This is a genomic window from Arthrobacter sp. UYEF20, assembly GCF_040546335.1.
In the GTDB taxonomy this organism is placed as follows: domain Bacteria; phylum Actinomycetota; class Actinomycetes; order Actinomycetales; family Micrococcaceae; genus Arthrobacter.
On sequence record NZ_JBEPNP010000006.1, the window covers coordinates 32,177 to 57,279 of the forward strand.

General features: G+C 67.0%; 24 protein-coding genes and 2 pseudogenes. 8 read left to right on the forward strand and 18 right to left on the reverse strand.

Annotation, left to right across the window (positions count from 1 at the left end; genetic code table 11):
• Window positions 1–76: 76 nt before the first annotated feature.
• The 3 genes from purM to ABIB26_RS08750 all read right to left on the reverse strand — a co-directional run bounded on the left by purM (window position 77) and on the right by ABIB26_RS08750 (window position 3,365).
• Window positions 77–1,252, reverse strand: coding sequence for a phosphoribosylformylglycinamidine cyclo-ligase (purM, locus tag ABIB26_RS08740; RefSeq protein ID WP_354241485.1), 1,176 nt, complete (start codon window positions 1,250–1,252; stop codon window positions 77–79).
• Entirely contained in the window at window positions 1,249–2,940 is a 1,692-nt protein-coding gene (gene purF / locus ABIB26_RS08745; protein WP_354241487.1) for an amidophosphoribosyltransferase, read from the reverse strand. Before purF ends, purM begins: the two co-directional genes overlap by 4 nt.
• Window positions 2,941–3,005: 65 nt before the next feature.
• Window positions 3,006–3,365 (reverse strand): hypothetical protein, encoded by a 360-nt coding sequence (locus ABIB26_RS08750; RefSeq protein ID WP_354241489.1) that lies wholly within the window; start codon window positions 3,363–3,365, stop codon window positions 3,006–3,008.
• A 125-nt stretch (window positions 3,366–3,490) separates the two neighbouring features.
• Here ABIB26_RS08750 and ABIB26_RS08755 point away from each other — a divergent pair, with 125 nt between their 5' ends.
• A complete protein-coding gene (locus ABIB26_RS08755; protein ID WP_354241491.1) occupies window positions 3,491–4,339 on the forward strand; it encodes a class I SAM-dependent methyltransferase in 849 nt (282 codons plus the stop codon).
• A gap of 87 nt (window positions 4,340–4,426) precedes the next feature.
• On the opposite strand, the gene bcp is transcribed toward ABIB26_RS08755, so the two are convergent.
• The 5 genes from bcp to ABIB26_RS08780 form a co-directional block, all read right to left on the reverse strand.
• Window positions 4,427–4,906 carry a thioredoxin-dependent thiol peroxidase gene (gene bcp, locus ABIB26_RS08760; RefSeq protein WP_354241493.1) on the reverse strand — a complete coding sequence of 160 codons (480 nt, stop codon included), beginning with the start codon at window positions 4,904–4,906 and terminating at the stop codon, window positions 4,427–4,429.
• 439 nt (window positions 4,907–5,345) lie between these two features.
• Complete coding sequence (locus tag ABIB26_RS08765; protein WP_354241495.1) at window positions 5,346–6,182, reverse strand: alpha/beta fold hydrolase; 837 nt, start codon at window positions 6,180–6,182, stop codon at window positions 5,346–5,348.
• A gap of 151 nt (window positions 6,183–6,333) precedes the next feature.
• Entirely contained in the window at window positions 6,334–7,293 is a 960-nt protein-coding gene (locus ABIB26_RS08770) for a phosphotransferase (protein ID WP_354241496.1), read from the reverse strand.
• 268 nt (window positions 7,294–7,561) lie between these two features.
• The gene (locus ABIB26_RS08775) at window positions 7,562–8,389 is read right to left on the reverse strand and encodes a DeoR/GlpR family DNA-binding transcription regulator (RefSeq protein ID WP_354241498.1); all 828 of its coding nucleotides are present in this window, start codon (window positions 8,387–8,389) and stop codon (window positions 7,562–7,564) included.
• Window positions 8,390–8,430: 41 nt separating this feature from the next.
• A complete protein-coding gene (locus tag ABIB26_RS08780; RefSeq protein WP_354241500.1) occupies window positions 8,431–10,515 on the reverse strand; it encodes a beta-galactosidase in 2,085 nt (694 codons plus the stop codon).
• A 172-nt stretch (window positions 10,516–10,687) separates the two neighbouring features.
• Here ABIB26_RS08780 and ABIB26_RS08785 point away from each other — a divergent pair, with 172 nt between their 5' ends.
• Window positions 10,688–12,427, forward strand: a complete 1,740-nt coding sequence (locus tag ABIB26_RS08785; protein WP_354241502.1) for an ABC transporter ATP-binding protein — start codon at window positions 10,688–10,690, stop codon at window positions 12,425–12,427.
• Entirely contained in the window at window positions 12,424–14,463 is a 2,040-nt protein-coding gene (locus tag ABIB26_RS08790) for an ABC transporter ATP-binding protein (RefSeq protein ID WP_354241504.1), read from the forward strand. Before ABIB26_RS08785 ends, ABIB26_RS08790 begins: the two co-directional genes overlap by 4 nt.
• A 251-nt stretch (window positions 14,464–14,714) precedes the next feature.
• Here the strand turns inward: ABIB26_RS08790 and ABIB26_RS08795 are convergent, their stop codons facing one another.
• The gene (locus tag ABIB26_RS08795; RefSeq protein WP_354241950.1) at window positions 14,715–15,047 is read right to left on the reverse strand and encodes a tetratricopeptide repeat protein; all 333 of its coding nucleotides are present in this window, start codon (window positions 15,045–15,047) and stop codon (window positions 14,715–14,717) included.
• A 7-nt stretch (window positions 15,048–15,054) separates the two neighbouring features.
• Between ABIB26_RS08795 and ABIB26_RS08800 the strand changes: the two are divergent.
• Window positions 15,055–15,168, forward strand: a pseudogene (locus tag ABIB26_RS08800) (short-chain dehydrogenase); the annotation flags it as partial.
• A gap of 65 nt (window positions 15,169–15,233) precedes the next feature.
• On the opposite strand, the gene ABIB26_RS08805 reads toward ABIB26_RS08800, so the two are convergent.
• Window positions 15,234–16,610 (reverse strand): sensor histidine kinase, encoded by a 1,377-nt coding sequence (locus tag ABIB26_RS08805; protein ID WP_354241506.1) that lies wholly within the window; start codon window positions 16,608–16,610, stop codon window positions 15,234–15,236.
• Window positions 16,607–17,305: a response regulator transcription factor gene (locus ABIB26_RS08810; RefSeq protein WP_354241508.1), complete on the reverse strand. Its 699-nt coding sequence runs from the start codon at window positions 17,303–17,305 to the stop codon at window positions 16,607–16,609. The genes ABIB26_RS08805 and ABIB26_RS08810 overlap by 4 nt, the downstream gene beginning before the upstream one ends.
• Before the next feature lie 128 nt (window positions 17,306–17,433).
• Between ABIB26_RS08810 and ABIB26_RS08815 the strand changes: the two genes are divergently transcribed.
• Window positions 17,434–18,702, forward strand: a complete 1,269-nt coding sequence (locus ABIB26_RS08815; RefSeq protein WP_354241510.1) for a COG4705 family protein — start codon at window positions 17,434–17,436, stop codon at window positions 18,700–18,702.
• 176 nt (window positions 18,703–18,878) lie between these two features.
• On the opposite strand, the gene ABIB26_RS23750 is transcribed toward ABIB26_RS08815, so the two are convergent.
• Together ABIB26_RS23750 and ABIB26_RS23755 are read right to left on the reverse strand one after the other, a co-directional pair.
• Entirely contained in the window at window positions 18,879–19,340 is a 462-nt protein-coding gene (locus tag ABIB26_RS23750; protein WP_502913641.1) for an MmyB family transcriptional regulator, read from the reverse strand.
• Window positions 19,337–19,801 (reverse strand): helix-turn-helix domain-containing protein, encoded by a 465-nt coding sequence (locus ABIB26_RS23755; protein ID WP_502913642.1) that lies wholly within the window; start codon window positions 19,799–19,801, stop codon window positions 19,337–19,339. Before ABIB26_RS23755 ends, ABIB26_RS23750 begins: the two co-directional genes overlap by 4 nt.
• Before the next feature lie 195 nt (window positions 19,802–19,996).
• Here ABIB26_RS23755 and ABIB26_RS08825 point away from each other — a divergent pair, with 195 nt between their 5' ends.
• The 3 genes from ABIB26_RS08825 to ABIB26_RS08835 all read left to right on the forward strand — a co-directional run bounded on the left by ABIB26_RS08825 (window position 19,997) and on the right by ABIB26_RS08835 (window position 21,804).
• Window positions 19,997–20,407: a (R)-mandelonitrile lyase gene (locus ABIB26_RS08825; protein ID WP_354241512.1), complete on the forward strand. Its 411-nt coding sequence runs from the start codon at window positions 19,997–19,999 to the stop codon at window positions 20,405–20,407.
• 23 nt (window positions 20,408–20,430) lie between these two features.
• Entirely contained in the window at window positions 20,431–21,288 is an 858-nt protein-coding gene (locus ABIB26_RS08830) for an aldo/keto reductase (protein ID WP_354241514.1), read from the forward strand.
• Between the two features lie 195 nt (window positions 21,289–21,483).
• Window positions 21,484–21,804 carry a carboxymuconolactone decarboxylase family protein gene (locus ABIB26_RS08835; RefSeq protein WP_354241937.1) on the forward strand — a complete coding sequence of 107 codons (321 nt, stop codon included), beginning with the start codon at window positions 21,484–21,486 and terminating at the stop codon, window positions 21,802–21,804.
• Between the two features lie 2 nt (window positions 21,805–21,806).
• Here the strand turns inward: ABIB26_RS08835 and ABIB26_RS08840 are convergent, their stop codons facing one another.
• The 5 genes and pseudogenes from ABIB26_RS08840 to ABIB26_RS08860 all read right to left on the reverse strand — a co-directional run bounded on the left by ABIB26_RS08840 (window position 21,807) and on the right by ABIB26_RS08860 (window position 25,042).
• The gene (locus ABIB26_RS08840) at window positions 21,807–22,028 is read right to left on the reverse strand and encodes a hypothetical protein (protein WP_354241516.1); all 222 of its coding nucleotides are present in this window, start codon (window positions 22,026–22,028) and stop codon (window positions 21,807–21,809) included.
• A gap of 307 nt (window positions 22,029–22,335) precedes the next feature.
• Window positions 22,336–22,665 carry a hypothetical protein gene (locus tag ABIB26_RS08845; protein ID WP_354241518.1) on the reverse strand — a complete coding sequence of 110 codons (330 nt, stop codon included), beginning with the start codon at window positions 22,663–22,665 and terminating at the stop codon, window positions 22,336–22,338.
• Window positions 22,666–22,923: 258 nt separating this feature from the next.
• Window positions 22,924–23,106 (reverse strand): annotated as a pseudogene (locus tag ABIB26_RS08850) (molybdenum cofactor biosysynthesis protein); the annotation flags it as partial.
• Window positions 23,107–23,132: 26 nt separating this feature from the next.
• The gene (locus tag ABIB26_RS08855; protein ID WP_354241520.1) at window positions 23,133–23,972 is read right to left on the reverse strand and encodes a class I SAM-dependent methyltransferase; all 840 of its coding nucleotides are present in this window, start codon (window positions 23,970–23,972) and stop codon (window positions 23,133–23,135) included.
• A gap of 5 nt (window positions 23,973–23,977) precedes the next feature.
• The gene (locus ABIB26_RS08860) at window positions 23,978–25,042 is read right to left on the reverse strand and encodes an NAD(P)/FAD-dependent oxidoreductase (RefSeq protein ID WP_354241521.1); all 1,065 of its coding nucleotides are present in this window, start codon (window positions 25,040–25,042) and stop codon (window positions 23,978–23,980) included.
• Between the last annotated feature and the right edge of the window lie 61 nt (window positions 25,043–25,103).

Sequence of the window (25,103 nt, forward strand, 5' to 3'; positions counted from 1 at the left end):
TCGGGTGCCCCGCAACTGCCGTTATGAACCCTCTAAACGGCAGTTGCGGAGCACCCGACGGGCGTTTAAGGACCCCTCAGGCGTAGGCGTTTACGAGGCGGACCGCGCCGCCGTCGACGCCCTTGGCGCCCTGCACGTAGTCCGGGCCGGTCTTGAGGATCGAGTCCGAATTCTCTTCAACGGTGCCCATGATCCAGGCCGGCAGGCCGCGGTCGTTGAGGCGGTCCACGGCGGCGTCGGCGGCCTCGGCCGAGACGATCGCGACCATGCCGACGCCCAGGTTCAGGGTGCGCTCGAGGTCGGCCAGCGGGACGTTGCCCAGCTCGGCGACCAGCTTGAAGATGGCCGGCAGTTCCCAGGTGGCGCGGTCCACGGTGGCCAGCAGGCCCTGCGGCAGGACACGGGCCAGGTTGGCCGCGAGGCCGCCGCCGGTGACGTGGCTGAAGCCGTGCACGGCTTTGCCGCCCGCGGCGGAGCCGTTCACCGGGAAGGTGCGGGCCAGGTCCAGGCAGTCGGCCGCGTAGACACGGGTGGGCTCGAGGAGTTCCTCGCCCAGGGTGCGGCCCAGTTCGGAGACCTGGCGGTCCAGGGCCCAGCCGGCGTGGTTGATCACGCGGCGGACCAGGGAATAGCCGTTGGAGTGCAGGCCGGAGGAGGCCATGCCGATCACCACATCGCCGGCGCGGACGCGGTCCGGGCCCAGCAGGGAGTCGGCCTCGACAACTCCGGTGGCGGCGCCGGCGACGTCGTACTCGCTTTCACCCAGGAGGCCGGGGTGTTCGGCGGTTTCGCCGCCCACCAGGGCGGTGCCGGCGACGGAGCAGGCGGCCGCGATGCCGCGGACGATGTCCGCGATGCGCTCCGGGACCACCTTGCCGCAGGCGATGTAGTCGGTCATGTAGAGCGGCTCGGCGCCCACCACCACGATGTCGTCCACCACCATGCCCACGAGGTCGAAGCCGATGGTGTCGTGGATGTCCATGGCCTGCGCGATGGCCACCTTGGTGCCGACGCCGTCGGTGGACGTGGCCAGCAGCGGGCGCTTGTAGGTGAGCAGCCTCGAGACGTCGTAGAGGCCAGCGAAGCCGCCGACCCCGCCGATCACGGAGGAGTTGTGGGTCGCCTTCACGGCGTCCTTCATGAGTTCGACGGCGCGGTCGCCCGCTTCGACGTCGACGCCGGCAGAGGCGTAGGTGATGCCTGCGGCGTTCTGGGCGGCGTTCATGTCAGCGGCCGGGGAGGCGGAAGTCATACGGGCTCTTTCTTGTCGGCAGCAATTGAACGGTCAGCGGGGTTGACGCGATCAGCATCGGTGAGCAGCTCTTCGAATTCGGCGTCCGGTCCTGGATCGCAACCGGTGGCGCCGGCCTTTTCGGCCGGGTCCTCATCCGGTGAGATGGCGGCGTCGGCTTCGGCGGCGGATTCCGACGCTGCGGCGCCGAGGGCGGCATCTCCGGCGGCGGGCAGGCCGCCGAGGTCCGTGCGTTCCAGCAGGTTCTTGCCCAGCTTGTCCGCGCCGGGAAGCTCGATCGGGTACTTGCCGGTGAAGCAGGCGGTGCACAGGCGTTCGCGCGGCTGCTGGGTGGCACCGATCATGCCGTCTTCGGAGATGTAGGCCAGCGAATCGGCGCCGATGGCCTGGGTGATCTCTTCGACGGTGGCGCCGTTCGCGATGAGCTCCGCGCGGGAAGCGAAGTCGATGCCGTAGAAGCACGGCCACTTGACCGGCGGCGAGGAAATCTTGATGTGGACGGACTTGGCGCCGGCTTCGCGCAGCATCCGGACGATGGCCCGCTGGGTGTTGCCCCGGACGATCGAGTCGTCCACCACCACGACGCGCTTGCCGCGGATCACGGATTCCAGCGCGTTGAGCTTGAGCCGGATGCCGAGCTGGCGCAGGGTCTGCGAGGGCTGGATGAAGGTGCGGCCCACATAGGAGTTCTTAACGAAGCCGTGCGCGAAGGGGATGCCGGATTCCTCGGCGTAGCCCACGGCCGCCGGGGTACCGGATTCCGGCACCGGGATGACGATGTCCGCTTCCTGGGTGTTTTCGCGGGCCAGCTGGCGGCCCATTTCCACGCGGGACTCGTAAACCGAGCGGCCCGCGATGGAGGCGTCCGGGCGGGCGAGGTAGACGTATTCGAAAACGCAGCCGGCCGGCGTCGCCTCCGCGAAACGCTGGGAACGGACGCCGGCCTCGTCGATCGCGATGAATTCGCCCGGTTCGATCTCGCGGATGAAGCTGGCGCCGACGGTGGCCAGGGCGGACTGTTCGGAGGCGACAACCCAGCCGCGCTCCAGCCGGCCCAGGCAGAGCGGACGGATGCCGTAGGTGTCGCGGGCGGCGTACAGGGTGCCTTCATCCATGAAGACGAAGCAGAAGCCGCCCTTGATCTCGGGCAGCAGCTCCATGGCAGTCTGTTCGAGGGACTTGCCCTCTTCACCCTCCAGGAGCGCCGTGACCAGGGCCGTGTCCGAGGTGTTGCCCTGCTTCATCTCGCCGCTGAGCTGGCCGCCATTGCGGTCTACGATCATGGCTTTGAGTTCGGCGGTGTTGGTGAGGTTGCCGTTGTGGGCCAGGGCCACGGTGCCTGTCGCCGTCGCGCCCAGGGTGGGCTGGGCATTGGCCCAGTGGCTGGCGCCGGTAGTGGAATAACGGCAGTGGCCGACGGCCAGGTGCCCGGTCAGGGTGTTCAGCGTGGTCTCGTCGAAGACCTGGGAAACGAGGCCCATGTCCTTGTAGACGTTAATCCGCTTGCCGTCGCTGGTTGCTATACCAGCCGACTCCTGACCGCGGTGCTGCAGTGCATACAGCCCGTAATAGGTGAGTTTTGCAACCTCTTCGCCGGGAGCCCAGACCCCAAAGACGCCGCATGCGTCCTGAGGGCCTTTTTCGCCGGGGAGAAGATCATGAGAAAGTTTTCCATCGCCGCGTGCCACTGGTCGATTATCTCACGTTGTGCGCTAAGACTTTTCCGGCCGCTGCTTTATGACCTGCGCAGGGCTCAGGGGCGGTTCTGGCTGCCGGTGCCGCCGTCGGACTGGCCGTCATTTTCGGGTCCGGAGTCCGGGACGCTGTCCGGGACCGCCTCGACGATGGCGCGCTCTGCCCGGCGGACGCTGAGGCGGTCCAGGAGCAGGGCGGCGACGGCGCCCAGGACGGCGCCGCCGGCGGCGAACAGGACCAGGAAGAAACCGAAAACCGCGCTGGCGTCGTAGCTCGCATTACCCGGGAGACCGTAGGCGAGGATGGCGGCAACGGCGACGCCGAGCAGCCCGCCCAGGATCAGGAACGGCACGTACTTCGGCGCCCGCCGGACGGTGACTTCGCGCCGGCCGGGCGCAGGAGTTTCTGGGGAAGACATGGCATAAAGCCTACTGCCCTGCTCGCTGCCCCGGTGCCGGCGGACAACGCATTGATCCGGCCCGGCGACGGGAGCACACTAAGGGGTGGGGGAGAGCTAGGTACGGACAAAGCTTAGGAACCGCCATGTCAACCTCAGCCGAGCAGATCCGCGACCAGCAACGGAGCATCTGGGATAGGTTCTCGGCGGGCTGGAAGAAATGGGACGTTGAAGTGCTCGGCTGGCAGGGCCCCTTCGGCGACGCCCTCATTGAGGAGGCCAGGCTCCGCCCCGACTCCGCGGTGCTCGACGTCGCCTCCGGCACGGGCGAGCCCGGGCTGACGGCGGCAGCGCTGGTTCCGCAGGGCAGCGTCACCCTGACCGATCTTTCGGAAGGAATGCTCCGGGTGGCGGCGGAGAAAGCCGCCGCGAGGGGCCTGGCCAATGTGCGCACCAGGGTCAGCGACGTCGGCGCCCTGCCGTTCGAGGACGGCACCTTCGACGCGATTTTCTGCCGCTTCGGCTTCATGTTCTTTCCGGACATGACCGCCGCCCTGCGGGAGATGGTGCGGTCGGCCGCGCCGGGCGCCCGGATCACCGCGGCAGTCTGGGCCCGCGCCGCGGAAAACCCCTGGGCGAGCCTCATTCTGGGGACGATTGCCCGGCACACCGAACTGCCGGTGCCGCCAGCCGGTGCGCCCGGGCTTTTCCGCTGCGCCGCCCAGGGCTACATGGGCAGGTTCTTCAGGGACGCCGGGCTTGCCGACGTGACGGAGCGGAAGGTCAGCACGGACCTCGTGCCGGAGTCGCCGGAGATCTATTGGGAGTTCATGACGGACATCGCCGCCCCCGTGGTGCTGGGCCTGGCCAAGGCGGACGCGGAAGCCCGGGAACTGATCCGCTCGGACGTCTTCCAGATGCTGGGCCGCTACGAGCACGGCGGTACCATCAGGCTCCGGTCCACCGCCACGATTGTGGCGGGAACGAGGGTTTAGCCGGGGTACGCGCCTGGCGGACGCCGGGCGGACGCCGCGGGGTTTTTGGACCGAGCCTGCCGAGCCTCCCCGGTCAATGGCGAGGGATCAGACGCCAAGTTCTTCCCTGAGCGCCGCCACGTGGCCCTGGGCCTTGAGCTGGTACTGGGCCAGCTTCACCTTGCCCTCGGGATCGAGCACCACCGTGGAGCGCACCAGGCCCTCGGTGATCTCGCCGTTGACCAGCTTCTCTCCCCAGGCGCCGTAGGCCAGCGCCACGGCATGGTCCTCGTCCGCCAGGAGCGGGAAGGTGAGGGCGAAGTCGCCGGTGAAGTGCGCCAGGGCCTCGGGGCCATCGGGGGAGATCCCGAGGACCTCGTAGCCGGAGCCTTGCAGCGACGAGAGGCTGTCGCGGAAATCGCACGCCTCGGTGGTGCAGCCGGGGGTTGCGGCCTTCGGGTAGAAGTACACAATGACATTTTTGCCGCGGTAATCGGCGAGGGACACCGGCTTGCCGGCGGCGTCCGGCAGGGTGAAAGCGGGGGCCGGGGTGCCGGGCTGGAGCTTGACGGTCAGGTTCGGGCTCATGGGAATCCTTCGGGCGATAGAAATAGGGTCTGAGGTGCATAACACCGGCGGCAATTGCTGTATTCCGGCCGTGCCGGTGCGGGTTCGCCGGACGGTCCGGGGCGGCTTTGGAGCCATCAGGGGTCCGGCAGTCCGACGTCGGCCCGGCGTTTCGTGTCAAAGTGCCCCTTGTTGGGGGCGAGGCGGGTGTGCCAGGTGAGCGCCGTTGCCATCGATTCCTTGTATTCAAGCGAGATGACCCGTTATGGCCGAGTCGGCATCCCCGCCAAGGACGGCAAAGCCTACGCCCTCGTGATCCATGCCCTGCGGGCCAGGCGGTCCGGGGGCACTTTGCCGCGGTCCGGCGTCGAAATGGACGACGTCGGCCCGGCGTTTCGTGTCAAAGTGCCCCTTGTGGGGGCCGGCCCGCCGCGAGCCGGCCCTGCTGGGCTGGCAGCGCCTACTTCGCGAGGAACCGCAGCAGCACCTCGTTGACCTCGGCCGCATGCGTCCACAGCATGCCGTGCGGGGCGCCGTCGATCTCTGTGTATTCGGCGCTCGGCAGGGCCTCGGCGAAGCGCCGGCCTGTGTTGTCGATCGGCAGGATGTTGTCCGCCGTGCCGTGGACAATCAGCGCCGGGACGTCGATCCTGGGGATGTCCTGGCGGAAGTCGGTCAGCCAGGTGGGCTGGGCTGCTACCGACGCGGTGGCGCCGCCGGACGTCGCGAGGTTCCAGCCGGCGCGCATGACCTCCTCGCTGAGCCGCGGCGTGCCGAGGAATGTCTCGCTGTTGTAGAAGTTTTTGAAGAACTCGGTGAAGAAGGCATAGCGGTCCGTGGTCACCGCTTCCGTGAGGCTGTCGAAGACGGACTGGGGGACGCCGTCGGGGTTGTCCTCGGCCTGCAGCAGGTACGGCTCCAGCGAGCCGAGGAACACGGCCTTTGCCACCCTTTCGGAACCGTAGGTGCCGAGGTAGCGGCCCACCTCGCCCGTGCCCATCGAGAAGCCCACCAGCACGGCGCCGTTCAGGTCCAGCGTGGTCAGGAGTGTGTTCAGATCCGCGGCGAACGTGTCGAAGTCGTAGCCCTCGGTGGGTTTGCTGGACTTTCCGAAGCCGCGCCGGTCATAGGTGATGACGCGGTAGCCCGCGCCCAGCAGCGCCGTGGTCTGCTTCTCCCAGGAGGAGCCGTCCAGCGGGTAGCCGTGGATCAAAACCACCGCCTGCCCGGCCCCGTGGTCCTCGTAGTAGAGCTCGACGTCGGTGCTGTTCTCTGTTCCAACCTTGATGTGAGCCATGTCAGCAGTCCTCTCGGTACGGTGCAGTCGGTACGTGCGGTCAGTACGTGCAGGAGCGTCCCAACGTGGGTGCCACTAAAGGGGCCAACGCCTCCGGCCGGGACGGTGTTCCCGGTTGGCGGATTTCGCGGGCCCGCCAGGATTTCGGCCGCTAAGCCCGGGCGCGCAATCCGGCGGCGGATAGAGGCTCTGCATATTCCGCGGGGTGGCTGAGGAACTCCTCGGCCACGGTGGCCCACTGGGGCCGGAAGGAATAGAGGCATCCCAGCCGCAGGCGGGTCGCGTTGGCGTAAGCGTCGAAGCGCGCTGGTGTGACCCGCAGTTCCCCGGCAGCCTCCAGAACCTGGCGGCGGGCCGTTTGGTAACGCTGGGCGGTCAGGCGCCGCTGGAAGAGGCGCAGCTGCAGGTGCGCGGCAAGGTTTGCGAGGTCGGCGGCGGCCTCGGCCCGGCCGGCCTCGTCGAAATCCAGCAGCCCCAGGGGAGCCTCGGATTCCCCGGTGAAGATCTGCTTGTCGTGGAGGTCGCCGTGGGACCACGCCAGGGGATCCGGTTCGCTCCCGAGTAACTGCTGGCCGATCTGCCCGGCGGCCGCGCGGACGGCGGTGCACTGGGCCTGGGCTGCCGGAACGTCCTTGGCATGCAACAGCCACAAGTCCACGATCCGCTGCAGGTTCTCCAGTTCGACGGCGGCCGTGCGGGGCGGGAGCGCCTCGAGGGTCCGACGGTACGCGGGGGCCCCCGCCAGGGATTGTTGCCGGACCCAGCCCCGGGACCATTTCTGCCAGGCCACTTCGAACGCGGTGTCGCTGGCCGCGGGGTCGTTTCCCAGCACGAACAGCGAGCGGCCCGGGAGGCCGGTGAGGATGAGGCAGCCCGTGGTGTAGGAAACTACGTCCGGGGTAAGGAAATCCCCGGCACCCAGGAGCGCGTTCATCATCGCGTGCCGGCCAGCGGCCTCGTCGGACTGCCTGGGCCGGAAGATCTTGAAATAGCGGTCGCCGGCCCTGACCACGGCACGCTTGTGGGCCCGGTGCACCACCACCTCGCCCAGCGGTGCCACGTGCGCCAGGGCGGGCAGGCGCCGGTCGCCGCCGTCAGGTAGCAGCTCCACCTGGCACTATTCCGGGACTTCAGGCCTACTCCAAAACTGCGGCGTCTCCTGCACGTGAGCTGGGAGGTAATCGGGAGGCCCCAGCCGCCTCGACGCGCCCGGACTCCGGGCGTTGAGCGGACACCGCAAGTGTCCGTGCGCGAGTTTTTCCGGAGTCCGTCATTTGCGTGGGACCCGGTAGCCCTATCCTGCCCCTGCATCGGTGCTGGCGCTACCCCTTGCCGTAAGCATTTTGCGGTGGCGTCGGGTTCGGATGGTGCTGGGCCGCTCAGCCGGCAGCGGCGCTGGTGGCGTCTGTGCGGGCGGGGCCGGCCGCCTCGGCGGTACCGGTGGTGGCCAGCCGCAGCCGGCCGACGCGTTCGCTGAGGATGCGGCGGGCTTCGCCGGGGAGTTGGTCGTCGCTGATGAGTTCGTCGGCCTCTTCCAGGCCGGCGATGGTGCTGATGCCCAGGATGCCCCACTTGGTGTGGTCTGCGAGGACCACTACCCGGCGGGCTGCCGCGACGAAGGCGCGGTCCGTTTCGGCTTCGAGCAGGTTCGGGGTGGTGAATCCGGCGTCGGCGTCGATGCCGTGGACGCCGAGGAACAGCACATCCAGGTGCAGTTGTTTGAGGGCGGCCGTGGCGAGCGGCCCGACCAGGGCGTCGGAGGGGGTGCGTTCGCCGCCGGTGAGGATCACGGTGGAGGGGGAGGGGCTCTGGTGGAAGACGTCGGCGATCCGTACCGAGTTGGTGACCACGGTGATCCGGGGTCCGGCGGCCAGCAGTTGGGCGAGGGCCCAGGTGGTGGTGCCGGCGCTGAGCCCCACGGCCATGCCCTCGCGTACCTGGGTGGCGGCCTCGTGCGCGATGGCGGTTTTTTCCTCCTGCAGCTGGGTGGCCTTGAGTTCGAAGCCGGGCTCGTGGGTGCTGGCGCCGCCGGGGAGCTTGGCCCCGCCGTGGATTTTTTCCACGGCGCCGGCCGCGTCCAGGGCCTCGATGTCCCGCCGGACGGTCATGAGGGACACGCCCAGCAGCCGGGCGAGGTCCGCAACGCGGACGATCCGCTCGCGCTGGACCTCCGCGACGATGGCTGAGTGGCGGGCTGCGGCAAGCATGTCTTGTCCTTACTGGCGTCTTGAATTACTGGCGTGCTGAATTACTGGCGTGCTGAATGAGTGGTGCGGGAACGGACGACGGCGACGGCGCCGGCTTCCAGGAGGAGACCGCCGTCGAGCTCCTTACCGCTGATGACTTCTACACCCGCCAGCGGCAACCGCACGTGGTCCGTCCCATGGTTGATGCAGAACGTCCAGTCCGTGCCGTCCTTGCTGCGCCGGGCAACTTCGACGCCGGCCGGGAGGTCCGGGACAAGGGGGAGCACCGCCGCGTCGGCGCACATGACGGCCAGAAGTTCGCTGAGGCCCTCCGGCGCCAGCGTCGTGGCGACGTAATAGGCCCGGCCATTTCCGGCGTGATTCCGGGTCACGGCGGGGGAGCCGGCGGCCGGCCCCCCGGTCACTGCGGCGAGCACCTCGGCGGTGTTTGCCCTGCCCAGCTCGCTCCAGCAGGAACCCGTGCCGAAACTGCTCAGCGGCACGGATTCGCCGGCGCGCAGGGGGAAGAACTCTTCCATCTGTACGCCCAGCAGTTCACTGAACGCCCCGGGGTAGCTGCCGGGCCTGATGTGGTCGTTCTCGTCGACGATACCGGAAAAATACGTGACCACCAGGTGGCCGCCGGACCTCACATAACCGTCCAGATTGGCTGCTCCGGCGTCCGTCACGAGGTACTGCATGGGGGCCACCACGAGCCGGTAGCCGGAGAGGTCATCGGTGCTTTGGCGGAAGTCCGTCGGGATTCCGGCACGGTAGAAGGCATCGTGCCAGCGCCGGGTTTCCGCGATGTTGGAGGCATCCACGCTCGGGTGCGAATCCAGTTCCGACGCCCAGCGGGCGTCGGTGTCGTGGATGATGGCGACGTCGACGCTGCCGGACGCGCCGGTCACTACCGAACCGGTGACCTCGGCCAGGCTGCGCAGCGCTTGCCCCAGCCGGACGACCTCCCGCCACGCCTTGGTGTCAGTGCCGGCATGGGGGAGCATCCCGGAGTGGAACTTCTCCGCGCCGGCCCGGGATGCCCTCCATTGGAAGAAGAGTGCGCCGTCCGCGCCGCGGGCGACATGCTGGAGCGAGTTGCGCAGCATTTCGCCGGGCGCCTTGGCGATGTTGCGGGGTTGCCAATTGACGGCGGAGGTGGAGTGTTCCATGAGCAGCCACGGTTTGCCTTGCGCCCAGCCGCGGGTGAGGTCTGCCGTTGCCGCCAGTTCCTGGAAGTTCCGTGGGTCTTTGGCGATCAGATAGTGGTCGTTGGAGACCACGTCCATCTGTTCCGCCCAGCGCCAGTAGTCCACCGGCCGGTGCAGGCCCATGTTGAAGCCCATGAAGTTGGTGGTGACCGGATGCCGGGAATGCGAGCGGATGATCGCTGCCTCGGCCTTGTAGCACTCCAGCAGTTCATCAGAGGAATACCGGGCGAAATCCAGCTGCTGGGTGGGGTTGACCCAGGTTCCGGAGGTCCGCGGCGGCAGGATCTCCTCCCACGCCGAGTACCGCTGGGACCAGAATGCCGTGCCCCAGGCGGCGTTCAGGCCATCGAGGGTTCCGTAGCGCCGTTCCAGCCAGGACCGGAAGCCCGCGGCGGCGCCGTCCGAGTAGTCCGGCTGGTTGTGGCAGCCGTACTCGTTGTGGACATGCCACATCACGACGGCGGGATGGTCCGCGTACCGGGCGGCGATCCGCTCGGTCAAGGCCGCGGCGGCGCGCCGGTACTCGGGGCTGGAGGCGGCAAAGGCCTGCCGGGAACCGTAGCTGTGCCGCACGCCGTCGGCTGTCACCGGAAGGGACTGCGGGTACTTGTGGCTGAACCACGGCGGCGGCGAGGCCGTGGCGTTGGCCAGGTCCACCCGGATGCCGTTGGCGTGCAGCAGGTCCAGGACCCGGTCCAGCCAGCCGAATTCATAGGCGCCCTCGGACGGTTCCAGCAGCGACCAGCTGAAGATCCCGACGCTGACCAGGTTGACGCCGGCCTCGCGCATCAGCCGGACATCTTCAGCCCAGGTTTCCTCGGGCCACTGTTCCGGGTTGTAGTCCCCGCCGAACGCCAGCATCGGGGACCCCTCGGAGCCGAGGCGCGCGGTGATGTAGTCCATGGCGGCGGTGTTGGTGGTCTTGGTGCTGTCCACGTCATCCTTTGCTGGCTGTAGTTCGAGCATAATCGACCAATTGAGAACGTCAAGGGTCAAAACCGAACATTAGCTATGGGCAAACTCCCAGCAACCGCTCCCAGCCGCGGCCCCCAAGCGGACGTAAACTGGCGTTCGAATCACTTCGTGTGACACGTGGCTGGGAGTACGGATGCTCTGGAAACTGCTCGTTGAATACCTGCGGCCGCAGCGGCGGCTGCTGCTCGCCGTCGTCGTCTTCCAGCTGGCGCAGTCCATCGCCTCGCTGTACCTGCCCACCCTGAACGCGGACATCATCGATGAGGGCGTCGCGAAGGGCAACACGGACTACATCCTGGGCACCGGCGGCGTGATGCTGCTGATCACGCTGCTGCAGATCGCCTGCAGCATCGCCGCCGTGTACTTCGGGGCGAAGGCCGCGATGGGCCTGGGCCGGGATCTGCGCGGCTCGATCTTCAGCCGGGTGGCCGAGTTCTCCGAGCAGGAGGTCACCCGCTTCGGCGCCCCGAGCCTGATCACCCGCTCCACAAACGACGTCCAGCAGGTCCAGCAGCTGGTGCTGATGTCCGCTACGATGATGGTCGCGGCGCCCATGCTCAGCATCGGCGGGGTGATCATGGCCATCCGGCAGGACGTGCAGCTGTCCTGGCTGATCGCGGTGAGCGTGCCCGTGCTGCTGGTCGGGATCGGGCTGATCATCACCCGGATGGTCCCGCTGTTCCGGCTGATGCAGACCCGGATCGACACCGTCAACCGGGTGCTCCGCGAGCAGCTCACCGGCATCCGCGTGATCCGCGCCTTCGTGCGGGAGGACATCGAGACCGCCCGCTTCGGAAAGGCCAACGAGGACGTCACGGACACGGCCCTGCGCGCCGGGCGGCTGATGGCGCTCGCGTTCCCCACCGTGATGCTGGTGCTCAACGTCTCCAGCGTGGCCGTGATCTGGTTCGGCTCCTTCCGGATCGAGGACGGCTCCATGCAGGTGGGCACCCTGATCGCGTTCCTCAGCTACCTCATGCAGATCCTGATGTCCGTCATGATGGCCACCTTCATGGCGATCATGATCCCGCGCGCGGCGGTCTCCGCGGACCGGATCGGCGAGGTGCTCGGGACCGAATCCAGCGTCCGGCCGCCGGAGCACCCGGTCAGCTTTTCCGGCAGCACCGGCCGCGGCGAGCTTCAGATGCGCGGCGTCGGCTTCGCCTACCCGGGTGCCGAGGCTCCGGTGCTGAGCGGGATCAGCTTCACCGCCCGCGCGGGGCAGACGACGGCGATCATCGGCGCCACCGGCTCCGGCAAGACCACCCTGGTGAACCTCATGCCGCGGCTCTTCGATGCGACGGCCGGCTCGGTGCGGATCGACGGCGTCGACGTCCGGGAGCTGCACCCGGACCTGCTCTGGGGGCACATCGGCCTGGTCCCGCAGAAGCCGTACCTGTTCTCCGGCACCGTCCGCAGCAACCTGCTCTACGGCAAACCGGACGCCACCGAGGAGGAAATCTGGCGGGCGCTGCGGATTGCGCAGGCGGAGGACTTCGTGGAGGAGATGGAGGGCGGGCTGGATGCGGCGATTTCGCAGGGCGGCACCAACGTCTCCGGCGGGCAGCGGCAGCGGATCGCGATTGCCCGGGCGCTGGTGAAACAGCCCGAGCTCTACATTTTCGACGACTCGTTCTCCTCGCTGGACACCGCCACGGACGCCCGGCTCCGCCAGGCCCTCAAGCAGCACACCGCCGGCGCCACCCTGGTGATCATCGCCCAGCGGGTCTCCAGCATCATCGACGCCGAGCAGATCCTGGTGCTCGACGACGGCCGGATTGTCGGACAGGGCACGCACCTTGAGCTTTTGGAGACCTCGCCGACGTACCAGGAGATTGTGAACTCGCAGCTCGCGGCGGAGGAGGCCGCATGAGCACCACGGACAAGGCAACGCCGGCGCCGGCTGCTTCCGGGCCCGGCGGCTCCGGGCCCGGCGGGGCACCCGGCGCGGCGCCCGCCGTCGAACGCATTCCGCGCCCTGCCGGCGGGCCCGGCCGCGGGGGACCCTTCGCAGGGATGAACATCCCGGCGGAGAAGGCGATGACCTTCGGCCCCTCGGCCAGGCGGCTGCTGGGCCAGCTGCGCCCCGAGCGGCTGTGGCTGGTGCTGGTCCTGGCGCTCGCCGTCGTGAGTGTGGCGTTCTCGGTGATCGGGCCGCGGCTGCTGGGCGAGGGCACCAACCTGATCTTCGCCGGCGTCGTGTCCAAGCAGCTGCCGGCCGGGGTGAGCCAGTCCCAGCTGATCGCGCAGCTGCGCGCCGCGGGGGAGAACCAGAAGGCGGACATGCTCAGCGCCATGGCGCTGACGCCCGGCACCGGGATCGACTTGACCGCCCTGGCCAATGTGCTGCTGTGGGCGCTGGCGCTGTATGTGCTGGCCTCTGCGTTCGGCTGGATGCAGGCGTACCTGCTCAACGGCGTCGTGCAGCGCACGGTGTTTCGGCTGCGCGAGCGGATCGAGGCGAAGATCAATAGGCTGCCGCTGCGCTACTTCGATTCGATCCAGCGAGGCGAGCTGCTCAGCCGGGTGACGAACGACGTCGACAACATCTCACAGAGCCTGCAGCAGTCGATCAGCCAGGCGGTCACCTCGGTGCTGACCGTGGCGGGGGTGCTGCTGATGATGGTCATCCTCTCGCCCACGCTGGCGCTGATTGCGCTGGTGACCATTCCGCTGACGCTGGTGACCACGGCCATGATCGCCAAGCGCTCGCAGAAGCTGTTCGTGGCGCAGTGGAAGCACACCGGCGAGCTCAACGGGCAGATCGAGGAGACCTACACCGGGCACGCACTGGTGAAGGTGTTCGGCCGGCAGCGCGAGGTGGAGGAGCGGTTCCGGCAGAAGAACGCCGAGCTGTATCAGGCCAGTTTCGGCGCGCAGTTCATTTCCGGGCTGATCATGCCGGCCATGACGTTCATCGGGAACCTCGTCTATGTGGGGATCGCCGTTGTGGGCGGGCTGCAGGTGGCCTCCGGGGCGATGCAGCTTGGCGACGTGCAGGCGTTCATCCAGTACTCGCGGCAGTTCACCCAGCCGCTGGCCCAGCTGGGCTCGATGGCCAACCTGCTGCAGTCCGGGGTGGCGTCGGCGGAGCGGGTGTTCGAGCTGCTGGACACCGAGGAGCAGAGCGCGGATCCTGTTCCTTCCGTGGCGCCTTCGGGCGGCCGGGGGCGGCTGGTGTTCGAGAACGTCTCGTTTTCCTATTCACCGGACAAGCCGCTGATCGCTTCCCTGAGTCTCGTCGCGGAGCCGGGGCAGACCGTGGCGATCGTTGGACCCACCGGGGCGGGCAAGACCACGCTGGTGAACCTGATGATGCGCTTCTACGAGATCGACGCCGGGCGGATCACGCTCGATAGCGTGGACGTCACCGCGATGACCCGCAACGAGCTGCGCTCGCGGATGGGCATGGTGCTGCAGGATACGTGGCTGTTCGGCGGGTCCATCCGGGACAACATCGCGTACGGCCGGCCTTCCGCCACGGAGACGGAGATCCTCGAGGCCGCCAGGGCGACGTACGTGGACCGTTTCGTCCGCTCCCTGCCGGAGGGCTACGACACGGTGCTCGACGACGAGGGCTCCAATGTGTCGGCCGGCGAGAAACAGCTGCTGACGATTGCCCGCGCCTTCCTGGCCCGTCCGTCCGTCCTGATCCTGGACGAGGCCACCAGTTCGGTGGACACCCGCACCGAGGTGCTCGTGCAGAAAGCGATGAGTGCTCTGCGGAGTGACCGGACGAGCTTCGTGATCGCGCACCGCCTCTCCACCATCCGCGACGCCGACCTCATCCTGGTGATGGAGGCCGGGCAGATCGTGGAGCAGGGAAACCATGCTCAGCTGCTGGCCGCGGGCGGCGCGTATGCCGCGCTGTATGCGGCCCAGTTCGCGGCTCCGGTGGCGGAGGTTTAGCGACGCGGATCCGCTTGGCCGCTAGACCGGACGCACGACTAGACGATCCATGGTGCGACAGGACGGGTCATCACCCGGCGGTTCACATGTGCGCTGTTATCGGCGTTTACGGACGAGACCGCGATTGAGACACGGAGACCGGTACTGGAACTTTTGCGTTCTGGGGGCTGGACGAGTCCTTAGCAGTTCTTCAATATCGACCGTTAGTGGGACAGACCACGTTGCGCCTCATTCACATGCGGAGGAATGATTCAACCTGGCATTTCATCTTGGACGGCCAGGGCCTCCTTGTGGCGTCCGACCTCAGTGAGATTGGTGGAGAGGTTTTTCAGGGCCATGGCGAGGTTGGGGTTCCAGGCTGCTGGGTTGGTTGCGGCCAGCTCTCGGTAGAGGTCAGTCGCTTCGGTGATGGGGGCCAGGGCTTGGTCTTTGTGTCCGGCTTCGGCGAGGCGGTTGGAGAGGTTGTTCAGGGCCATGGCGAGGGTGGGGTTCCAGGCTGCTGGGTTGGTTTCGGCCAGCTCCCGGCGGAGTTTCACCGCTTCGGTGAGGGGGGCCAGGGCTTCCTCGCCGCTGATGCAGGCCACCGTCCTCACGCCCGCCACCGCGGCACAGCTCGCCGCGTCCATCACTTTCCTGCTCAGCGACGACGGCACCAACGTCAACGGCGCCATCCTGGCCTCCGACGCCGGCTGGTCCGCACTTTAGGGAGCGGGGCCCAACGCAGACGGACGCCGGCGGGAAGTCCCCGCCGTCGTCCGCTTGGTGTGAACCTACTGCGCGGGGCGTTCTTGGGGGACGGGGATCGAGAGTCTCACGATAAGGCCGGAAGTCGCTGCATTCTCGAGTGTGACGGTGCCGTTGACCGATTCCGCGGCGGCCGCGACGATTGCCAAACCCAATCCCGAGCCGTTCGCTGTGCCGCGCACGTTCTCTTCCCGCGAGAAGCGGTCGAAGGCGTGGGGAAGGAAGACCGGGTCGATGCCAGGGCCGGTGTCGGTGATGACGGTGATGATGTGGGAGGGTTCCTGCGTGATGATGGCGGTGATCTTTCCTTTCCCGCCGACAGCGCTGAGGGCGTTCGAGAGCAGGTTATCGAGCACCCGCCCATAGAGGAGAGCCGGCATCGGCGTCGGTACGGCGCGGTCTGTGTGGTCGGGTGTGATCAGTTCGATCTCGACGTCCTCGCCCGTGGCGCGGAGCCGCGCCCGGTCGATGGCTTCCCCGGCCTCATGGACGAGGGCGCCAAAGACGGTGGCCGGCGTTGCCGGGCATCCGGCATCCAGGCGGGAGAGTTCCAGCAGGCATTCAACAAGTTCGGAGAGCCGGGTGGTTGCCCGCTGGGCGCCGAGGATATCGGAGTCAATGCTTCTGCGGTCGCCGTCCCGGAGCAGCTCAAGGTGCGCCTGCAGAACGGCCAGTGGTGTGCGTAGTTCGTGGCTGGCGTCCGAGACCAGCTGCCGTTCCCGGGAGGCCGAAGCCCGGAGGGTCTCGATGAGACGGTTTAGGGTCGTAGCGAGGCCGGTGATCTCATCCCGTGCTGGCCCCACGGGCAGCAAGTCTTCGGCGCCCGCCGCGACGATCGCTTCCGCGCTCCGGCGCAGTCGCGTGACCGGGCGGAGCGCAGCTCCTGTCAGAAGCCACGAGGCAGCGCCGAACAGAAGCGTAAGGGCGCCGAGGCCGAAGCTCACCCCCGTTGTGAGGTTGGTGAGGACGAGATCAGATTCCTGCTGGTTGCGGGCTGAGATGATGGTCCAGTTTCCGGCGCCGGTCTCGACGGTTTCGACCGCGACCAAGTAGGTGGCCTCACCCGCGACGAGCTGCTGCGGGCCCGTGCTGGCTCGGTTGATAAGAGCCATATTCGAGGTGATTGCGGCCGGCAGCGTCGAAATCTGGCTGGTTCCGGCAGGATCGATGACTGCGACGAGTTGACCTTCGCCGGGATTGTCACGAGGTTCGTTCGGCTCCTGCTCAATGGCCGTCTCGAACTGGGTGGCGTCGCTTTGGAGTACTTCGAAAGCAGCGTTTTGCATAATGCCCTCGACCTGCTGCCGCACGACGAGGCCAACGGTACCGAAGAACAGGGCGGCCAGCAGCAGCGTGCCCATCGTGATCCGGGCACGGATGGAGAGCCTGGAAAGCGCCTTCACAGGTCCCGCGCAAGCTGGAAACCGATTCCTCGTTCGGTGCGCAGGCTCACCCCGGTCGTGAGGGGATCGAGTTTGCGGCGGAGGTAGCTGATGTACTGATCGACGATATTCGAATCTGCGTGCTGAAGCGTTCCCCAGATCTCCAGCAAGATCCTCTCCCGTGGCACCGTCTGGTCGGCGTGTTGGGCCAAAAATCGCAACAGCGCGAATTCCTTGGGGCTCAGCGGAACCACCTTCCCGCCGGCTCGCACGAGGTGGTTGTGGCTGTCGATGATCAGCCCACCTACTTCGATCCGGGGACTGAGCGCCAGACTCTCCCGGCGACGGAGTGCCCGCAGGCGGGCTGCGAGCTCGTTGAACGCGAAGGGTTTGATGAGGTAGTCATCGGCACCGGCGTCCAGCCCTCTCACGCGGTCGCTGACGTCGTCCCGGGCCGTGAGCATCAGGATGATGAGGGCGGGAGACGCCTCGCGCAATCGGCGGCAGAGTTCGAATCCGGACATCCCCGGCAGCATCACATCGAGTATTGCGACGCCGTAGTCCGTTTCCTGTGCCGCGATCAGGGCTGCCAGGCCGTCTTCGATCCAGCGCGCTTCGTAACCTTCGACGCCGAGGCCGCGGGCGACGAGAGGCCCAAGTTCAGTGTCGTCTTCGACGATCAGCACTCGTACGGGACGGTCACAAGGTTCAGCCATGGAGCTATTCTCGCCGAAACGGGCATCGCGTTGGCGCCACGGTGTCCATCGACGTGTCTGTGAGAATTCTCAGACAGGACACCTTTTTTCGCAGTTTCACCGGAGCATCGAATGGAAGGGTGCAGTTCATGAGCACCCGAGAGATGACGTCGCCGCCCCCAACCAAGCTGCTGAGCAAGGTTCCCGAGATCACGATCTGGTTCTGGATCATCAAAGTCCTCTGCACCACGGTCGGCGAGAGCTTCGCCGACTTCATCAACGTAGCCCTCGGAGTAGGTCTCGTTGAAACAGCTGTCATCTTCACCGGCGTGACCGCCGTCGTACTTGCCGTGCAGATGAGGCTCCGAGGCTACCGCACGGGCGCGTACTGGCTCACGGTGGTTCTGCTGAGTATTACCGGAACGCTGTACACCGACCTGCTCACAGACCAGGCAGGCGTACCGCTCTGGATCAGCGCCGGCGTGTTCTCCGCGATGCTTGCTGTGGTCTTCACCATCTGGTTCGTCAAAGAACGGACCCTCTCCATCCACAGCATCACCATCAGGCCCCGCGAAGCCTTCTACTGGCTCGCTGTTCTCGTGACCTTCGCCCTCGGCACGGCCCTGGGCGACTGGACCCTCGATCTCACCGGATGGGGACCTGGCGCCTCAATTCTGCTGCCCCTCATCCTCATCGGCATCGTCACCCCCCTCTGGCGTTTCGGCGCCAACCCGGTACTCGCCTTCTGGATTGCCTACATCCTCACCCGTCCCCTGGGCGCGAATATCGGCGACTGGCTCAGTCTCACAGCCCCCGAGGGCGGCCTGGGCTTGGGCACGCTCACCACGAGCATCATCTTCCTCTTGGCCATCCTCGCCACGGTCGTATATCTCTCAATCAGCAAAACCGACACAGTCGAACGCGCATCGGGCACGGCAGCGCCTCCAGTGACCCCCGGACGTCGTCGGACCGCGTTGGGAATCCTGGCAGGTGTCGCGGTCGCCACGGTCATGCTCCTCGCCTACACCAGCAGCCTCCCGCACAAGAGCGCCCTCGCCGACGAAGGCCCTGCAGCGACCTGTCAGGCCGGTTCCGCCGCGCCGACCCAGCCTGAGGCCCAAGCGGCGGCGCAAGCAAACTTCCCTGCCCCGAACATGGCCGAGTTCCGAACCATCACTTCCGACACCCTCGCCTTCGTCAAGAAGGGCGACCAGACCGCAGCCGCGGCCCGGGTTACCGATCTCGAGACCGCCTGGGATGACAACCAATCTGCGCTGAACGCTGCCGACTGCGCCGCGTGGACCTACATCGACAAGCAGATCGATCCCGTCCTGTCCGCTGTCCGCGCGCCCACCCCCAAGCCGGCGACTGAACAGACTGCCCTGAAAAACCTCCTCGCAACGCTCGGAGGTGCCTGAGCTGCCGGCGGCTGGTCTGCACTGTAGTGGAGCGGCACCAAACGCCGGCGGGCGACGGCGGGGAGTCCCGCCGTCGCCCGTTTGGTGTGAATCTGGCTGACGCTCAACGAACTGCGATTGCGGCTTGGCAGCTGAATCCTGTGAACTGCATAGTTGTGTGGCGCGTTATTTGGCGCTCATAGTCGGTCCCGCGACTCGCCTTCGGGTGGCGGGGCTGTTGCTGTGTGCGAGTTGGCTGGAGCCGGTTCGGCCGGGCGCTTTCCGGTTGTACTCCAGCTGGTGAGGAAGTCGAGCTGTTCCTGGGCGTGGGATCCGGGTTCGGCCGTGTAAGCGATGAGGGTCAGGCCCTCTCCGGGGATTTCGAGTGAATCGCCTGTGAGTTCGATGTCGCCGACGAGCGGGTTGTGCAGTGTCTTGCGGGCTGAGCGGTGGAAGCGGACGTTGTGCCGTGCCCAGCGTGTCGAGAATTCCGTGCTTCCGGTGGCGAGATCACCAATCAGGCTGTTCAAGGCCCTGTCGCGCGGATTGCGGCCTGCTTCGGTGCGGAGCGCGGCGGCGAGGTCATCTGCGAGGGTGTTCCATTCGACAAAGAAGTCCTGGGATCGTGGGTCGACGAACATGAACCGTGCAAGGTTCACGGCAGGGTGTCGGGGCTGAGGATGCCCCCGTAGAGGGCGAAGCAGAGGCTGTTGGCGGCCACGATGTCCATGCGTGAATTGCGGACATAGGCGGGCGTGCCTGTCATCCCGGCCAGTATCCGCCCCACGCTGGGCCGCACTTCAGCCCGCACCCGGCGCTTTTCCGAATCCCCCGACGGCGCGGCGGCCCTGGCCAGGTCGAGCAGGTGGGCCCGTTCAGCCTCATCGAGCTGGAGCGCCGCGGCGAGGGATTCGAGGACGCTCTCGGAGACTCCCCGCAGGTTTCCCCGTTCGAGCCGGGCATAGTATTCGGTGCTGACGCCGGTCAGCATGGCCACCTCCTCGCGCTTGAGGCCGGCCACCCTCCTCGTCCCGCCATAGGCGGGCAGCCCGGCCTGGGCAGGAGTTATGCGCGCCCGCCGGCTCATAAGGAACTCGCGGACGTCTTTGCTGTTCTCCATGGCCTCTACGCTACGGCGGCCGGGCCCGGCCTAACAGGAACTGCCAGTACACCGCACGGCAGGCACTCCCGCGCGCAGGAAATGGCTGGTTTTCTTGAATGAATCCACTCGTTGCCCCACGGCCCTAACGGCCGTGCCAGAACCACAGAATCCGACACACCAACATCGAATGATGCCCGCTCTAAGGAGGCCAGCTTGCAACTCATACCGCCCGCTGCCACGGCGAAGGCGCCAATGGAGAGGTTCACCGGAGACGTCTACCTCAATGCGCTTCACAACGGCGAGGCTCCCTCTAGGCTCGCGGCCGCGATGGTGCGCTTCACCCCCGGGGCCCGCACCAACTGGCACTCGCACCCGCTCGGCCAGACCCTGCACTGCACCGATGGGATCGGGTTTGTCGCCAGCCGCGACGGCGCCGTCATCCTCATGCGCCCGGGGGACACGGTCCACACCCCGCCGGGCGAGGAACACTGGCACGGCGCTGCCCGGGACAACGTGATGTGCCACCTGGCCCTGATCGAGCACGACCACGGGCAGAGCGCCACCTGGCTCGAGCCGGTCAGCGACATCGACTACGAAACCGCCCACGCCCAAGCCCGCCGATAACCGCAGACACCTGAAGGAAACCCATGAATACCGTCACCCTCAACAACGGCGTCCAGATGCCGATCCTCGGCTTCGGCGTCTTCCAGATCCCCGACGGCGTAACCCCGGCCGCCGTCGAAGCCGCCCTCGCTGCCGGCTACCGCCACCTCGACACTGCGGCCTCCTACGGCAACGAAGAGGCCGTCGGCGCGGCGATCAAGGCGAGCGGCATCGCCCGCGAGGAGCTCTTCGTCACCACCAAGCTCTGGATCCAGCACGCCCCTACCGGCAGCGTTCAAAACGACACCAGGCGCGCCTTCGAAAACTCCCTCCGCCGGCTGGGCCTGGACCACCTCGACCTGTACCTGATCCACCAACCGCTCGGGGACTATTACAGCGAGTGGCGGGCAATGCAGGACCTCCACAAAGAAGGCCTGGCCCGTACGATCGGTGTGTCCAACTTCCACCCCGACCGGCTGGTCGACCTCATCGACCACAACGAGATCGTCCCGGCCGTCAACCAGATCGAGACCCACCCCTTCCACCAGCGTGCCGCCGATCAGGAGCTGATGCGCGAACGCGGCGTTCAGATCGAGTCCTGGGGGCCATTCGCCGAGGGAAAGAACAATCTTTTCAGCGATCCGGTCCTCGGCGCCATCGCCGAGCATCACGGCAAATCTGTGGCCCAGGTCGTGCTCCGCTGGCTCATCCAGCGCGAGGTTGTCGTCATCCCCAAGTCAGTCCGGCCGGAGCGGATGGCCCAGAACCTCGATGTCTTCAACTTCGAGCTCTCCGACGGGCAGATGGGCAAGATCGCCACACTGGATACCGGCGCGAGCCTCTTCTTCGACCACCGCGACCCCGCCATGGTCAGCTGGCTGGGTGGACGCCGGTACAACTGACCCGCGTTCCGTCCGGGTGACCCTAGCCGTCGCTCCGACGGACCCCGTTGTCCCCGTCCCCGGGCCCGTTGTCTGCCGTGTTCAGGCTTGGCTGCGCTGCACCGGGCTCCTCTAGAGCCGGTCACGCCCGGCAGCGTGATCTCCCCTCCTCCAGTCCCAACCTGCTTCACACACCTCCACGAAAAGGACTCCATCATTAGCGATTCAAACCAGACCCGTGCCCAGCAACTTATCGGCGACTTCGCACCCAAGCTCGTGGACCTCACCGACAACGTGCTCTTCGGCGATATCTGGGAACGGAGCGAGCTCTCCCCGCGGGACCGCAGCCTGGTCACGGTCGCCAGTCTGATCACCAGCGGCAGCACGGAACAGCTCCGCGGGCACCTCGTCCGGGCCAAGGCCAACGGCCTGACCGAGACAGAACTCAAGGAGGCCATCATCCACCTGGCCTTCTACGCCGGCTGGCCCAAAGCCATGTCAGCCATCACGGTAGCGAAGGAAGTCTTCAAATCCTGAGGTTACACAATTTTGCGTACCGCCAGAAGTCCGCGGGAACAGGCCGGAGACGCGGCTCCGGCCTGTTCGAAAAGGCTGCCCGGCGCCCACGCCCGCCCACCCGGCAGGACGCGGAGTCCAGCGATATCGATCTTGAGGCGCATGTCGCCAACGGTGGTGATGCTGTCCGTGAACGCTGTCCCGCCGTCGATCGTGAAGGCATGCCAGACGGGGGCAGCGCCCATCCCGGATTGCTGGAAGGGTTTGAGCCGGCTAACGGAACGCTCTTGGCCAGCGTGATGCCCAACGCATTCACCACCGTGCCGATCACGGTGCGGACGCCGGCTGCTTCGAGCTCGCGCTGAGCCTTGGCAACAGCGGATTCGTCGGCTGATGCGATTTCAGTCATGCGCCTATCATGCGGCGCCTCCCCGTCCAATGAAGGGTTCGGAAGATGTGCCGACTTTTTTGGCTTGCGCCGCCCTCCGACGTGACCCTGAAAGGCCGGATCGGACGACGGCGGGAGGCCCCGCCGTCGTCCGCTCAACAGGTTCATTCCTGGGCGCTGAGGTTCCAGTGGACTCGGATGGCCTCGGCAATTGGGCCAGCGGTGACGTCGACCCGGAAAGCAACTGGCGCCGTTCCTGTCTCTTCGACGACCGAGTCACGGTACACGCGGCCGCATGAGGGACACAGGGTGTAAAGATCCTCATCCGCAGGCCATTCCGCCAGCTCGGCGGGGACCGGGGTGTTGTCTCCGATGTAGACGGGGACGCCTTGTGAGTTGGCCTGAATCAACCCGTCCTTGCTGACGGTGTTGCCGCACACGCAGGTGATGGTGGTGACATCATGACCGATCACATCTGCGGTTTCAGTGTCCATGATGACCTCCCCGGTGATGGAAGAGACGTTCTGGTATCAGCTTATGCCTGCCGATCTGTGCGGTGGCACTGGAACTAGATAACGCCAGCTAATGTGGCAGCGGCCGCCTGCTGCGGGGACCTGCGGGCAATGCACGCCACTGTCCCGATGCTGCTGCGGTTCCTCAGCCACTAGCCGGCTCCGCCAGGGACGGCAGCCTTCGGATGCCACCAGATGCTCATAGATGAGCAAGGCTGACCGGCGAGGCACCGCATCGGTCTACGGCAGCCGCGAGGGGCGCAGCAGGGTCGCGTCTCCCGCGCGATCTGGATCGAGGAGCACGGGACTGACCAGTACTGCCGGGCCGCGGTGCAGGACGCCGTCGGAGAGTACCTGGCACCGCACGCCGCCGCGCCCGCCCATGGCTTTATGGGCGCCCGGGGCAAGCATCGCATCCATCCACCCCGCGCCCAGTGTTGCGGCGAACGTCAGGCTCTGGGCTGCTCCTGGTTCTGGTCGGGGGAGGCCACCCAGACGGTCCGGGTGGCGCGGGGTTCCAGTTCGATGTCGTCGGGGAACCGCTCCAGCAGGTCTGCCACGGCGTCGCGGTCGTCCGCGGTCAGGGCCGGCAGGTGCGAGAAGCGCGCAAACCACTCCTGGGCGTACTCCCGTGCGGCCGGGGTCACGGGCGCGGTGGCGGTCACCTCGGACTGCGTGACGCGGAACCCGGCGGCCTCGATGACCGGCGTCCAGTTCGGGTGGTGGTTCCACCCCTCGGCCGCCGCAGCGGCGTGGCAGCGCTGCTCCAGCAGCGCTCCGCGCGGATGGCTCAGGAAGCGGGGCAGGGCGGCGAGCTCGACGACGACCAGGACCCCACCCGGCGCCAGTGCCCGGCGGACCCCGGACAGGAGCCGGGCGGGGTGGGCGACGTGGTGCAGCGAGGACGATGCCCACACCAGGTCAACCGGCGCCTCGGAATCCGCCGTCATGGAGGAGCCGGCCAGCGCAGGGAAGCCGTCGTCGAGGTCGGCCTGGACCACGGCGAAACCCTGCTCGCGCAGCAGCCCGAGCATCTGCGGATCGTTGTCGACGCACGTCACCGCGGCGTCGGGGTACCGCCCGCGCAGCAGCCGGCTACCTGCGCCGGTGCCGGCGCCGAGGTCAACGACGCTGCGCGCAGCTGGCACCCCGGTCAGGTCCAGGACGGCTGCGAGGTGGTCGCCGAACACTTCGGCATCGAGGTCGAGGACGCGGTGCTGGTCATGACTGCCAGGCCGCTGGTGGGTCTGGTGGCCGTTGTCCGGCGTCCGGTGGGCCTGGTGGTCCATGCTCATCATCTTTCCACTGTGGCCGCAGGGCCCATATCGGCGGCATTCTGACCATCATCAAGGCCATGGCGTCGGTGACCCAGCACGATCTTGGAGACGGCTGCTTCCGAGGCGGCCGAGAAGGGGCCGAAGTGCCCCTCAACGGCCCACCGGGTTTCCTCGTCGATGAGGTCGGCGTTGATCCGTGCGCCGGTCATGACACCCTCGGCCGCCGCGGTGATCACCTGAGCCATTAAGTTGGAGACATTCCCCGCCGCATACACGCCGCGGGCAGCCGTCGCACCACCCATAGCGTCGGTCTCGATGAACCGTCCGGCCCCTGACGGGTGCACCTGGGAACTTAGCCCGAGTGATTCCAGAAGCGCGGATCTGGCCTCCATCCGTGTTCCGACGGCCAGGGCCTGTACGTCGAACGAGGGACCCTGGCGGAGCGTGAGCCCCGTGAGGACACCATCGACGGCGTCGACAGAAGCCACGGCGCCGTCAACGACCCTTAAGGACCGGGCGGCAAGCTTGTCCCACTCGTCGTCGGTGGGTTCCACGGTGTCGTTGAGGAAAAGGGTGATATCCCGGGACCACTGCCTGAACAAGAGTGCCTGATGGACGGACAGCGGGCCTGTGCCCAGCACTCCAATCCGTTGCCCCCGGATTTCCCAGCCATGGCAGTAGGGGCAGTGCACAACGCCCTTTCCCCATTGCTCCCGCAGCCCGTCGATGGGAGGCAGCCCGTCTGTCAAGCCGGTGGTGACGAGGAGGCGCCTGCCGGAGAACCGGCGGGCATCTCCGAGAATCACCTCGAATCCATCGGGGGTTCGCCGTGCCGAAACGGCTTCGCCGTCAATCACCGTTCCTCCGTAGGAACGCACTTCGCTGCGTCCGATGGACAGGAGTTCCCGGGGGTTCATTCCGTCCCTCGAAAGATAGCCGTGTACACCCGACGCGGGTCCGTTGCGTGGAGTTCCTGAATCGATGACCAGCACCGAGCGCAGCGCCCGGGCCAGCGTCGTGGCCGCGCTGAGTCCCGCCGCGCCGCCGCCCACAATCACAACGTCATACCGTGTGGTGTCCATGCTGATTTGTCCTTCGTCGCGTCCTGAAAATTAGCCGCCAGCGTTCTTGTGCGGTTACACC